The sequence below is a fragment of the Candidatus Chryseobacterium colombiense genome, from assembly GCA_029203185.1.
Classification (GTDB): domain Bacteria; phylum Bacteroidota; class Bacteroidia; order Flavobacteriales; family Weeksellaceae; genus Chryseobacterium; species Chryseobacterium colombiense.
In genome coordinates this window covers 1,348,065-1,360,531 of record CP119310.1, presented here as the reverse complement: position 1 = coordinate 1,360,531, position 12,467 = coordinate 1,348,065, and the positions used below count along the sequence as shown (strand labels likewise).

Here is a 12,467-nt window from a genome sequence, read left to right as displayed (position 1 = left end):
CAAAATGATTATTTTCCATTTTTCTCATTACCAATTTTCTTCATCACCCATTCCATCTGACGGTCTTTTTTATCTAAAATGTCCTGAATGTTTTCTGTAATCGTTACGTCAGGAAGAACACCCCTTTCTGTATTCGTGAAAGAAATATTGGGCTGTACTAGAGCCAATCCGATCGGTAAGCTTATTTTTGAATGAGGCAGTTTCTGATAAGAATAAAATCCGGCAATGGTGCCGTCATTGGCACCTCCCGTTTCTTCTCCAACCAAAGTCGCTAGTTTATCATTTTTAAGCTTTGCAGATAAAATTGAGGAGGCTGAAAAACTTCCTCCGTTGATAAGCACAAAAACCTTTCCGTGAAAAGCATCTTTTTGAGGTTGGGTTTCTCGATCTGCTTTCATTTTATAATAAACAATGCTGTCCTTTTTATAAGTATTCATCGTCTGACTTATAATATATGCAGGATAAAGAAAGCTTTTAAAAGTGTAGTCTAATGCATTGCTTTTTCTGAAATAATTGGTTTTTAAGGGGCTCGTTTTTGAAGTGACCTGAGAACGTTTAATCAAGGTAAATGGTCCGGGAGCCAAATAAGAATACAGATTGTTAATTTCATCCAGAGACCCGCCATAATTATTACGGATATCTATGATGAGGTATTTTGCACCTGCATTTTTAATTTTGGTAAAAGTCTCTTTGTAAAATTTTTCTGAATAGGTTCTCGAAAAGCTTTTGACTTTAATGTACGCAATACTGCTATCTGGGTCCACAAATTTGAAGGTACGGTTATATGAGTCATTAAAGGCAACATAGTCATTTACCTTTTTCTCCAGCGTTTTCTTTTTTTGTTCCCTATCTTTTTCGAAATCAGTTTTAGATTTTTCGGCTCTTTTTAAAGTATAGGTTTTAATTTTTTTATTATAAAGAGTTTCGATTTTCGCGGTATCATTAAAGCCAAATTCGGCACTGTAAAAATTAAAAAATATATCCTTTAAAAAATAAGGCTGAAAGGTAGTATTGTACCCATCACTGCTGATGAGGTTTTTATACTTCTTTAAATACACAGGTACAGGAACATCATTGATTTTTAAAATTTCAGTTCCCGGTTTTATATTTTCTATCGAATCTTTGTTTTCAATAATATACAGATGCTCACCGGTTACATAATATTCAAACCGGCTGAACATCCCTTTTTTATTATCTAAGGATCTGATTTCTTTTTTCGTGAATTTTTTTATCGGGATTCTTAAAGAAAGATGCCCTTCTTTGATGCTGGCAATTACGGGCTGTAACTTAAAATAAAACTCAAGCGGAGTAAGGGGCTGGTTTATAGTATGCTTAAGGCTGTCAAACTTATAATCTAACTGGCTTTCTGAAATGTACCAGTAAAGTCTGGGGTGCATTTCCTTGATTTTTGCATACGCGTAGTCTACATCCTCTTTCAGGTCTTCAGGGGCAATACATACACTCCTCTGCTCATTATGTTTTTTAACAGATGAGCAGGACGAAAGGATGAACATGAATAATAGAATGGGGGAAAACTTTTTCAATGTTCAGAAATTTCAATGGGCTAATTTATAAAAGTTTAGAATAATGTTTTGCTTTTTATATAAAATTAAGTAAAAAATAAAGGTATTCTCTTTATTGATCGTCATAGAGGATAATGTCATACATTTGGCTATTTAAGAAATGATATATATATTTATTACAATAACGGTTTTAGTCATCCTGTATTTTATAGTGACCAGTCAGGATGTTTTCGGGGCAGAGGCAAAAGGGGAAAGACTGGCAAGAATGCAGCAGTCAAAGCATTTTAAAGATAAGCAGTTCCAGAATTTAAGCCATACCCCTTCACTGGCAGAAGGATATTCGATGCCTAAAGTATTATATGATTTCTTTTTCAAAAAGAAAACTCCGTTTTTGAAGCCTTCAAAAAAACTTCCGTCTATTCATACAGATTTGAAAAACCTTCCAAAAGATCAGGATGTTTTTATCTGGATAGGACATTCATCATATTTTATTCAGACAGATGGGGTTTCATTTTTGATTGATCCCGTGCTCAGTTTGTATGGTTCTCCTTTCAAATTTTTCAATAAGGCATTTGCCGGAGCCGATATTTTCAAACCGGAAGATATTCCGACGATAGATTATTTAGTAATTACACATGATCATTATGATCATTTGGATTATCCGACCGTAAAAGCAATTAAAGATAAAGTAGGAAAAGTTATCGTACCTCTCGGTGTGGGGGCTCATTTAGAAAAATGGGGATATTCACCTGGTCAGCTTATTGAAGAAGAATGGGGAGGTGAAGCTGTCTTAAAGAATACCATTAAAATAATTTTTACTCCTGCAAGGCATTTTTCGGGAAGAAAGATGAAAAGGAATGTTACATTATGGACATCTTATGTATTGCAAACTCCTACCAAAAAAATATTTTTAGGAGGTGATAGCGGATATGATACCCATTTTAAAATGATCGGAGAACAATTTGGCCCGTTTGACTATGCCATTATGGAGAACGGACAGTATAATGAAGCTTGGAAATATATTCATGCCTTACCGCAAGATGTGATTCAGGCAAGTATAGATGTGAAGGCAAAAAAGATTATTCCGGTACACTCTTCAAAATTCGCACTGGCATTGCATCCATGGAATGAACCTTTGGAAAAAGTAGTCGCTCTCGGAAAAGAAAAAAAAATGAATATTTTGACGCCTATGATTGGTGAGCCTGTTGACCTCAATAAAGAAGATCAGCAGTTCAGGATCTGGTGGGAAGACTGATCAGGCATGCCAAATGTCTTTATATCTTGCCGGATGATTTTCGAATTGTTGTCTCACAAAATCACATTCAGGATCTACCAGCAAATCTTTTTCTTCGGCATAGCGTACCAATTCGTCTAAAAGCATTTTGGCGTATCCTTTTCCCTCCACTTCCTCATTAAGCTTCGTGTAATACACAATAAGGAGTCTTCCGTCAATTTCTATGGACATATAGCCTGCTTTTTTTTCATCAATCAATATCTGCAATTCGTCTTGATAGGGAGATATTTCAAATTTTATATTTTCCATAATATTGAGGTTTTTTGGAAGTTAAAAAAATGAGGTTTTGTTGTTTTTCTCTTCTTAAAATTACAAATTTAAAATGAAAAATAATTGTTTTTTATATATTTTTAAAACTAATTATTGAGAAATTAAGAAACTGAAAAATTCTGATAGCCTAATTTATTAGACTTGAAAATAGAATAAGTTCTTTCATAATATTCGAAGTCTATTTTGTAGATTATCAGTTATTTATGAATTTTGAAGAGCTTTTATACATAATTTAAAGCTGATTTGGCATCCTAATTGAAAATTAATAGATAGTTTAATTTAAAAAGGATGATAAATGAAAAAGTTAATAATAACAGCAATGCTTGTCGGAACATTTGGATTAACATATGCACAGTCGGATTATTATAACGATTACAGAAGAAGTATAACAGATATCAACTGGGCATCCGTAATTGCTGATTTGGTGTTGTCACAGACACAGGCCAATCAGATTTATGTTCTGAACGATAGATACGATAATTATAATTCGTGGAATAGAGTGTATGTCCACAATCCCGACGGATGGAGAGATGATAGATATGTGGAGTTGGAAAGAATTATGGGGCATGAGAAATATTTAAAATTCAAAAATAAATATTATAAAGGGCAAAATCCGGTGGCAGTGTATAACCGTAATAAGCATTATGATAAAAAATACAAACACGGAAATAAAAAAGAATATAAAGAAAAAGAGAACCACGGATATCATTATTAAACCAATTATCAACTATACATTCAATTTTGAAATGGCTAATCGTAAGGTTAGTCATTTTTTATTTTATCGATCATCATTATTTTTTACACAACTTATGTTTGAATTTTATAATTTTGAACTATGGAATCCAGAGAAACAATAAAAGGTTTTTATGAGCGGAATGCCCATAACTATGGCTTGCAATGTGTCAAAACTCCGGGAGTGGGGCATTTCAATGTTTTTTCGCGTGAAAACTGTTCGTCAATTACGCCTTACAGCAGAAGAGATTATTACAAAATTTCTTTAATTATAGGAAAAGGAAAGCTCCATTATGCAGATAAATGGATTCATGTAGACCGTCCGGCTTTATTATTTTCAAATCCTGTGGTTCCCTATTCATGGGAAGCGGATGACGATGACCAAAAAGGTTTTTTCTGTCTTTTTACAGACCAGTTTTTACATTACGGAAACCGTTTGGGGACTCTTCAGGAATCACCGCTTTTCAGAATTGGCGGAACTCCGATTTTCTTTATTGATGAAGAACAGCAGAAAACCGTTTCAGATATTTTTGTTAAAATGATGACGGAAATACAGTCGGATTATTTACATAAATACGATATGTTGCGTGCTTATCTTCATCTGTTGATCCATGAAACCATGAAGATGCATCCTGCGGAAAATTTTGAACCTTATCAGAATGCTTCCCAACGCGTAGCTTCTTTATTCATGGAATTATTGGAAAGACAGTTCCCGATCGACAGTCCGGAAAGATTTTTAAGGTTGAAAAGTCCGGTGGATTATGCGGAAAGCCTTTCCATTCATGTTAATTCGCTCAACCGCTCCGTAAAGGAAATTACGGGAAGAACTACAAGCCAGCAGATTGCTTCCAGAATTATCCAGGAAGCGAATGCGCTATTGAAACATACGGACTGGAACGTTTCTGAAATTGCCTATGGATTAGGTTTCGAAGAGCCAGCGTATTTTACCAATTATTTTAAAAAACAAACCGGAATGACGCCCAATGCGGTCAGAACTTCTGTTGTTTGAATTTTATAATTCTTCGTTTGAATTCTATATCAGAATCTTTACAATTCAGTTATAATTTTGTCCTGTAAATTTAAAATCACAATCTATCATGAAATTTAGAAAATTAGGAAACACAGAAGAACAGTTATCGGCGATCGGTTTGGGGTGCATGGGAATGAGCTTTGCGTATGGACCGACGGATGAGCAGGAAAGTATTAACACGCTACATAAGGCTTTAGACTTAGGAGTCAACTTCTGGGATACGGCAGATATGTATGCGAACGGGGAAAATGAAAAACTTATTTCCAAAGTATTGGTTCCGAATCGTGACAAAATTTTTATCGCTACCAAATTCGGATTCAGATTTAAAGACGGAAAAGCCAGTCACAGCGGAGCTCCCGGAACCTATTTTGACGGTTCGCCGGAGTGGATCAAACAGGCAGTTGATCTAAGTCTTCAAAGATTGAAAATTGATGAAATTGACCTTTATTATGCTCACAGAGTAGATCCTAACATTCCTGTTGAAGAAACAGTGGGAGCAATGGCAGATCTTGTGAAAGCAGGTAAAGTAAAGTATTTAGGATTATCGGAAGCTTCTGCGGAATCTATCAGAAAAGCAAATAAAATTCATCCTATTACTGCTTTACAATCAGAATATTCTATTTTGACAAAAGATGTTGAAAAAGAAATCCTGCCTACAATCAGAGAATTGGGAATTGCTTTAGTGCCATATTCTCCTTTGGCGAGAGGGCTTTTCTCTAATATCAATGAGGTTCAGAATTTTGGAGATGAAGATTTCAGAAAATCATTGCCTCGTTATCAGACGGAGTATCTTGAAAATAACAGAAATTTAGCTAAGGAGATCAATGATTTTGCGGCCTCAAAAGGGGTAAAAGGAACTCAGTTGGCACTTGCTTGGGTATTAAGTCAGGGTGAAGATATTATTCCGATTCCAGGAACCAAACGTATTAAATATTTAGAGGAAAATATAGCAGCTATCAATATCGAGCTTTCACAGTCAGATTTGGAAACTATTGATGCTATTTTGAAAAAGTATCCCAATACCGGAGAAAGATACAATGAAGGCTCTATGAAATTGGTAAACAATTAAAATAAAACGATTATGTAAAATTTAAATTCCGGAGATAATGCTGGAATCTGAATTTTTAATGAAAAGATGTAATGACAGAATGGTAACACTCAAAGAAAAAAATAAATTTATTGCTACAATTTTAGCATTTGCAGTCATTCCGATGTCGGGTCTTGCTACCGATATTTATTTGCCTTCAATGCCGAGTATGGCAACAGAACTGCATCAGACGGAAAGCAATATTCAGCTTACTTTATCCCTATTTTTAATCAGCTACGGGCTGACTCAGTTTTTTGCAGGGAGTATTGTTGATTCTTTCGGAAGGTATAAGGTTTCAATGGCTTCTCTGGCTTTATTTATCGTTTCATTTTTAGTGACAGCGACTACGCAGAATATTTTTGTCATCTATTCAATGCGTGTATTGCAAGGTATTTTATCAGGTTTTGCCGTAGTTTCCAAAAGAGCATTTTTTGTGGATGTTTATGAAGGAGATGAGCGAAAACATTATTTAAGTATTATGACCATTGTCTGGTCTGTTGGACCGATCATTGCGCCGTTTATCGGAGGATATTTACAGAAAAACTTCGGATGGCAGTCCAATTTCTATGTTCTGGCCGGATACAGTTTACTGCTTTTAATTTTAGAATTCATATTTTCCGGGGAAACACTTAAAAAGAGAAATCCTTTTCATGTGGAATTCCTCTTAAAAGAATACGAATCAATGTTTAAAGCTAAAGATTTCTTCTACGGAATGCTGATGTGCGGATTGAGCTATTCAATGATAATGTTCTTCAATTTATGCGGATCTTTTATCATTGAGCATAAAATGGGATATTCTGAAGTTGTAGCCGGGTATGTTTCTCTTATCCTTGGTTTTGCCTGGATGACGGGTGGTTTTTTAGGAAAAGCATTAATTAACAAAGCATTTTTACCTAAAATTCGGTATGCGAACTTTATCCAGTTAGCTTTAATTGTTCTGATGTTTGCGGCTTCGTATTTTTCAAGTAATATTTACAGTCTGGTTGCCTTTGCTTTTGTGATTCACGTGACGGCTGGGTTTATTTTTAACAATTATTTTTCATATTGTATCGGAAGATTCCCTAATTCTGCAGGTATCGCAGGTGGTTTAACAGGCGGAATTGCTTTTATCATCACCTCGGCTCTCAGCTATGGAATTGCAGCATTAATCAAACCTCAGATTCAGTTGCAGGTTGCAGAAGGCTATTTTGTTTTAGGAATTTTGGGGCTGATTATCTTAAGTATGATTAAAATAAGAAAAGCACACGCTTAGCGAAGATCGGAATATTATTTTACTCATCATATTGAACAATAAATCCTCCCAGTACTGAGAGGATTTATTTTTTACATAAGTAATTTGAAAAGTTGATATTTGCTTTTATCATAGACGGATGATATTTATTTTTACTTTAAATTTCTTTCACTGTTATTTCCGATTTCAAATACAAGATATCAGGCTATTGCTGTCATTCTGACGAAGGAAGAATCTAATCTGTTCTCGCTTCATATATTTATTCATTCCAAAGCCTTAAGTTTAAATGAATAAAAAAAGCTCCTTAAAAAAAGGAGCTTTTCATTTTTATATCAAAACCGAAAATTAAATTCCGTCGATGATTTCATTTAAAACTGTACTTGGTCTCATGGCTGCATACGTTTTATACGTGTCAGTTTTGTAGTAACCGTCAATATTTTGAGGTTTCCCTTGAGCGCCAATTAATTCAGCGTTGATCACTTCTTCATTTTCCTTCATTGCTTCTGCAACAGGAGCAAATTGAGCAGCTAATTCAGTATCAGCAGTTTGGTTAGCCAATGCTTCAGCCCAATACATTGCCAAATAGAAGTGAGAACCTCTGTTATCGATTTGTCCTACTTTTCTTGCAGGAGATTTATCTGTAGCTAAGAATTTAGCATTTGCTTCATCCAATGCATCGGCTAAAACCTGAGATTTTGTGTTGCCCTGCGTTTGTGCCAAATGCTCTAAAGAAGCCTGAAGTGCTAAGAATTCACCTAGAGAATCCCATCTTAAATATCCTTCTTCGATGAACTGCTCAACGTGTTTTGGGGCAGAACCTCCGGCTCCTGTTTCAAATAAACCACCACCATTCATTAATGGTACGATAGAAAGCATTTTTGCAGAAGTTCCAAGTTCAAGAATCGGGAAAAGGTCAGTTAAATAATCTCTCAATACGTTTCCGGAAACAGAAATCGTATCTTTTCCTTCTCTTGCTCTTCTTAATGTTTCAGTCATGGCATCTTTTACATCAAGAATTTTGATGTCAAGACCGTTTGTATCGTGATCAGCTAAATATTTTTCTACTTTTTTGATCATTTCTCTATCGTGAGCTCTTCCTTTGTCTAACCAGAAGATTGCAGGTGTATCAGATAATCTTGCTCTGTTTACCGCTAATTTTACCCAGTCCTGGATTGGAGCGTCTTTAGTCTGACACATTCTGAAGATATCTCCTTTTTCTACTTTCCGAGAAAGAAGAACGTTTCCGTTTTCGTCCTGAACTTCAATTTTTCCTTCAGCAGAAGCCTGGAACGTTTTGTCATGAGAACCGTATTCTTCAGCTTTTTGAGCCATTAAACCAACATTCGGAACAGAACCCATTGTTGTAGGATCCAATTTTCCGTGTGCTTTCATATCATCGATTACAGCTTGGTAGAATCCTGCGTAAGAACGGTCCGGAATGATAGCGACTGTATCTTCTTCTTTTCCTTCTTTGTTCCACATTTTACCTCCACCTCTTACTAAAGCAGCCATAGAAGCATCAACGATGATGTCAGAAGGAACGTGGAAATTCGTAATTCCTTTGTCAGAATTTACCATTGCCACTCTTGGTCCGTTTGCCAAAGCAGCTTCTATATCCGCTTTGATCTCAGCTTCCTGAGCATTTCCTTTTATTTTATCAAAAAGATCGGCAAGACCGTTGTTTGGATTAATATCTAGTGATTTGAAAGTCTCAGCATATTTGGCGAAAACATCTTTAAAGAAAGTTTCTACGATAGCTCCAAAAATGATTGGATCAGAGATTTTCATCATCGTAGCTTTCAGGTGAGCAGAAAGAAGTACGTTTCTGTTTTTAGCTTCTTCAATAGCTTGCTGTACGAAAGCTTTCAAAGCGTTTAAGTTCATTACAGAAGAATCAATAACTTCTCCAGCCTGAAGAGCGGCGAAATCTTTTAATTGAGTTTCAGAACCATCGTTTCCTTTGAAAACGATTCTGTATTTTGTAGCATTTTCTAGCGTTGTTGAAGTTTCAGTTCCGTAGAAATCACCTTCATTCATGTGAGCTACATCAGTTTTGCTGTCGGAAGCCCAATCACCCATTCTGTGAGGATTTGCTTTTGCGTAGTTTTTAACAGCTTTTGGAGCACGTCTGTCAGAATTTCCTTCTCTTAATACAGGGTTTACGGCACTTCCTAAAACCTTCGCATATTTAGCCTTAATCGCTTTTTCTTCATCATTTTTAGGTTCTGCAGGATAATTTGGAACTGCGAAACCTTTAGCCTGTAATTCAGCAATAGCAGCATCTAATTGCGGTGCAGAAGCGGAAATATTTGGTAATTTGATAATGTTCGCATCAGGTTGAGTCGCCAATTGACCCAATTCAGCCAACGCATCACCGATTTTCTGATCATCTTTCAGAAATTCAGGGAAGTTTGCTAAAATTCTTCCAGCCAAAGAAATATCCGGAACTGCGATCTCGATGTTTGCTGATTTTGTAAAAGCTTTTACAATCGGTAAAAACGAGTGTGTCGCCAACATTGGAGCCTCATCCGTAAGGGTGTAATAGATTTTTGATTTGTCTGACATTATACTGTTATTTATTATTTGATTTTTTAAGACTCACAAATTTAGTAAATATCCTTGTTTTATTTAAGCTATTTGCATAAAAAAAGAGGTGTTTGCCTCTATAAATTATAATTGTGCGGGTTCTTGTTGTGTCAAAATTAAGTTCAGATTCAATTTTGAAGTTTTAAGAGTAGAAACAGGATTCGGAAAATTATTAAAGGATTCATTTACATCAAATGATCCATCATTAAATTATGTTTAAATCTTCCGGCTCTGTACCACTTGGAGTCAACTGAATATAAAAAATCCACCATTGGATTACTAGCTCCACGTACATTTATTATAAATGAGTATTTTTATTTTTGCTTTAAGATTATTGATTTTCTATCGAATAATATCTCCTGCAATCACTGCTGAAAACTTATCCATAGATTCAGGTTCCAAATGGACTTCGTCTACCCATTGATAATGATTAGGATAATTGTTATAATTGATATACGGAACTTTTTTAGACTTCATAATGTTTAAAATGATGTTGTCAAAATCAGGAAGTGCAGAATTTTCAATATCGTAAGGGATTTTGCTTACAGGCATTCTTACCACGATTACTTTTCCGTGCTTTTCTAAAAAATCAATTGTTTTTGAGAGATAATCCAATCGGATCGCAGAAAGTTTAAGTTCGGTAAATCTATTTTTTAATTCCTTCATTTTTTCTGCGTTTATTTCCTTTCTTTTTTCAGCAGAAAATCTTTTGATCACTTTTCCATTTACTTTCCCATTATCCAATATGGAAACTTCAATCATGAGATTTTTTTCAGGTCTTATTTTTTTATTGAGTTCATTGGTAATAGAGAAATCATAACTTTCCAGCAGGTATTCCAGATTAGGATTGGTTGCAACCATAGAAGTTTTGGCAACCGACTTGTCATTTTCGGTATAATACTGCGGGTCGTCCGGTTGATTTTTGTAAACCATTAATGCAGTGGGTTCTACAGTTACAATAAAAACCCCGTCTTTGGTGTCTGGTTTTATTTTCTTTTTTATGGATTCTAAGTATTTTGGACCATAAGGAGAATGTGCCCATGTAAAAGCATAATTGTATAATTTTGCGTTTGGATATTTAGAATGTATCACCTTATCTATAATTTCGGGGTTCATAGATGCAGCCCTTGAACTTCCCAGTATTAAAGAATTTTGCTGAGGTGAAGAAAATCTTTTATAAAAATCATCTGTATTTTTTCCGGTTAAGTATATTGCATAGCAGATGAAAAGCAATGGAAGTATAGAAAATGTAAGTAATCTAAAGATTGATTTTTTCATAATTAAAACTGTGCATAGATAAATCCCTTCGGGGCAATGTAAAATAAAAATACCAAAAATACCAGCACATAATAAAATCCCCATCTTATCATAACATTCTTGCTAATCAACAATTCTTTTATGGCGTATTCTTTATCTCTTCCAATCCATTCAATACCTAATGTAAACATAATAAGCAGGGCTATTTCTTTATGAAACTGATAGTTTGGAAACTGGAAAAAAGAAGTAGAGAAAATTTTTGTATAATAACTCATTGCCATTTTCATATCTGTTGAAAAGAAAAGTACCATGAGTAATGCAAACATAACAAATGTTAAAGGGATGTTTTTCAGCTCTTCTTTGGTCGGGATGATATTGTTCGAGTTTTTTATCTTCTTGTTCATTTTTCCTTTCCAGATGATAGGAATAAACATAATGCCGCTTATCAGTCCATGAAAAATATAATGCCATTCTGCACCATGCCAAAAACCTACAACCAGAAAATTAATGATTATGGCCATAATCAATCCGTATTTATCATAATCCCTGAACTGAATCGATAGGGGAGTGAAAACATGCTCAGTAAGCCATGAAGTTAATGAGATGTGCCATCTTCGCCAATAATCGGCAACATTTTGTGCAAAAAGAGGATAATTAAAGTTAGGCTGAATTTTGATTCCCAATAATTTGGAAATTCCTATTGCCATATCTGTATACCCCGAAAAATCTGAATACAATTGTATAAAATACAAAACCGCTCCAATGAACAAAGCACTTCCGTTTATTGTATGATAAGATTCGAATAATGGGGTAGTAATCGTGGCAATATTGTCTGCGATAACCAGTTTTTTAAAAACTCCCCATAATATTTGTCTCAACCCGTCTGCAAACTGTGAAGACGAAAACGTTCTTTTGACCTTAAGATTATTTAAAAACGGCAAAGCTTTATCGATTGGTCCTGCAATGATGCACGGGAAAAAAGCAACAAAAACAGAATAATCTAAAAGGGTCGGAAGTTCTTTAAGCTTATTATTTTTTATATCCAGCAAATAGCCAATCATTCTGAAAGAATAAAAGCTGATTCCTATAGGGAATATAATTTTCAGTAAACCCAATTGATCTTTGCAGCCGAATATTTTTAATAAATCATTAAAATTTTCAATGAAAAAATTAAAATATTTAAAATACAGAAGCTGTATCAATACTAAAAAGACTCCTGTTCTGAGCCAGTATGCTTTTGCTTTTCCTTCCGATTTCTTTATTTTGTTTCCAATAAAAAAAGTAGCTAAAGTAGAAATAATCAGTAATGATAAAAAATTCCAGCTCCAGCTCGAGTAGAAAATATAACTTCCTATTAAAAGAAATAGATTCTGAATTTTTGATGTTTTTCCAAAAATGTAATAAGCAAAAAATAGTATAGCAAAGAAAAAGATAAAATAGTAAGAATTGAGAAGCAT

Annotated in this window: 10 protein-coding genes; 5 read left to right on the top strand and 5 right to left on the bottom strand. The window is 34.7% G+C overall.

The features are described from left to right. Positions 1-8 precede the first annotated feature (8 nt). Positions 9-1,544: a S41 family peptidase gene (locus P0Y62_05915; protein ID WEK71091.1), complete on the bottom strand. Its 1,536-nt coding sequence runs from the start codon at positions 1,542-1,544 to the stop codon at positions 9-11. Positions 1,545-1,683: 139 nt separating this feature from the next. Here P0Y62_05915 and P0Y62_05910 point away from each other — a divergent pair, with 139 nt between their 5' ends. Then, the gene (locus tag P0Y62_05910) at positions 1,684-2,778 is read left to right on the top strand and encodes an MBL fold metallo-hydrolase (protein ID WEK71090.1); all 1,095 of its coding nucleotides are present in this window, start codon (positions 1,684-1,686) and stop codon (positions 2,776-2,778) included. On the opposite strand, the gene P0Y62_05905 is transcribed toward P0Y62_05910, so the two are convergent. Continuing rightward, a complete protein-coding gene (locus tag P0Y62_05905; protein WEK71089.1) occupies positions 2,779-3,066 on the bottom strand; it encodes a GNAT family N-acetyltransferase in 288 nt (95 codons plus the stop codon). It abuts the gene before it with no gap. Between the two features lie 316 nt (positions 3,067-3,382). Here P0Y62_05905 and P0Y62_05900 point away from each other — a divergent pair, with 316 nt between their 5' ends. From P0Y62_05900 to P0Y62_05885, 4 genes are all read left to right on the top strand, one after another. Then, the gene (locus P0Y62_05900) at positions 3,383-3,802 is read left to right on the top strand and encodes a hypothetical protein (GenBank protein WEK71088.1); all 420 of its coding nucleotides are present in this window, start codon (positions 3,383-3,385) and stop codon (positions 3,800-3,802) included. A gap of 120 nt (positions 3,803-3,922) precedes the next feature. After that, positions 3,923-4,828: a helix-turn-helix transcriptional regulator gene (locus P0Y62_05895; protein ID WEK71087.1), complete on the top strand. Its 906-nt coding sequence runs from the start codon at positions 3,923-3,925 to the stop codon at positions 4,826-4,828. Between the two features lie 88 nt (positions 4,829-4,916). Next, positions 4,917-5,918, top strand: coding sequence for an aldo/keto reductase (locus tag P0Y62_05890; GenBank protein ID WEK71086.1), 1,002 nt, complete (start codon positions 4,917-4,919; stop codon positions 5,916-5,918). A gap of 37 nt (positions 5,919-5,955) precedes the next feature. Further along, positions 5,956-7,188, top strand: a complete 1,233-nt coding sequence (locus tag P0Y62_05885; GenBank protein ID WEK71085.1) for an MFS transporter — start codon at positions 5,956-5,958, stop codon at positions 7,186-7,188. A 324-nt stretch (positions 7,189-7,512) separates the two neighbouring features. Here P0Y62_05885 and P0Y62_05880 read toward each other — a convergent pair whose 3' ends face one another. The 3 genes from P0Y62_05880 to P0Y62_05870 form a co-directional block, all read right to left on the bottom strand. Beyond that, positions 7,513-9,732, bottom strand: coding sequence for an NADP-dependent isocitrate dehydrogenase (locus tag P0Y62_05880; protein ID WEK71084.1), 2,220 nt, complete (start codon positions 9,730-9,732; stop codon positions 7,513-7,515). Positions 9,733-10,095: 363 nt separating this feature from the next. Further along, positions 10,096-11,031, bottom strand: a complete 936-nt coding sequence (locus P0Y62_05875) for a hypothetical protein (protein ID WEK71083.1) — start codon at positions 11,029-11,031, stop codon at positions 10,096-10,098. Between the two features lie 2 nt (positions 11,032-11,033). Then, entirely contained in the window at positions 11,034-12,467 is a 1,434-nt protein-coding gene (locus tag P0Y62_05870; GenBank protein ID WEK71082.1) for an MBOAT family protein, read from the bottom strand.

Bases quoted from the DNA above. Each gene is read 5' to 3' on its own strand.
- P0Y62_05875 (WEK71083.1), bottom strand. From the start codon at position 11,031: ATGAAAAAATCAATCTTTAGATTACTTACATTTTCTATACTTCCATTG.
- P0Y62_05880 (WEK71084.1), bottom strand. From the start codon at position 9,732: ATGTCAGACAAATCAAAAATCTATTACACCCTTACGGATGAGGCTCCA.
- P0Y62_05895 (WEK71087.1), top strand. From the start codon at position 3,923: ATGGAATCCAGAGAAACAATAAAAGGTTTTTATGAGCGGAATGCCCAT.
- P0Y62_05885 (WEK71085.1), top strand. From the start codon at position 5,956: ATGCTGGAATCTGAATTTTTAATGAAAAGATGTAATGACAGAATGGTA.
- P0Y62_05900 (WEK71088.1), top strand. From the start codon at position 3,383: ATGAAAAAGTTAATAATAACAGCAATGCTTGTCGGAACATTTGGATTA.
- P0Y62_05890 (WEK71086.1), top strand. From the start codon at position 4,917: ATGAAATTTAGAAAATTAGGAAACACAGAAGAACAGTTATCGGCGATC.
- P0Y62_05870 (WEK71082.1), bottom strand. From the start codon at position 12,467: ATGCTTCTCAATTCTTACTATTTTATCTTTTTCTTTGCTATACTATTT.
- P0Y62_05910 (WEK71090.1), top strand. From the start codon at position 1,684: ATGATATATATATTTATTACAATAACGGTTTTAGTCATCCTGTATTTT.
- P0Y62_05905 (WEK71089.1), bottom strand. From the start codon at position 3,066: ATGGAAAATATAAAATTTGAAATATCTCCCTATCAAGACGAATTGCAG.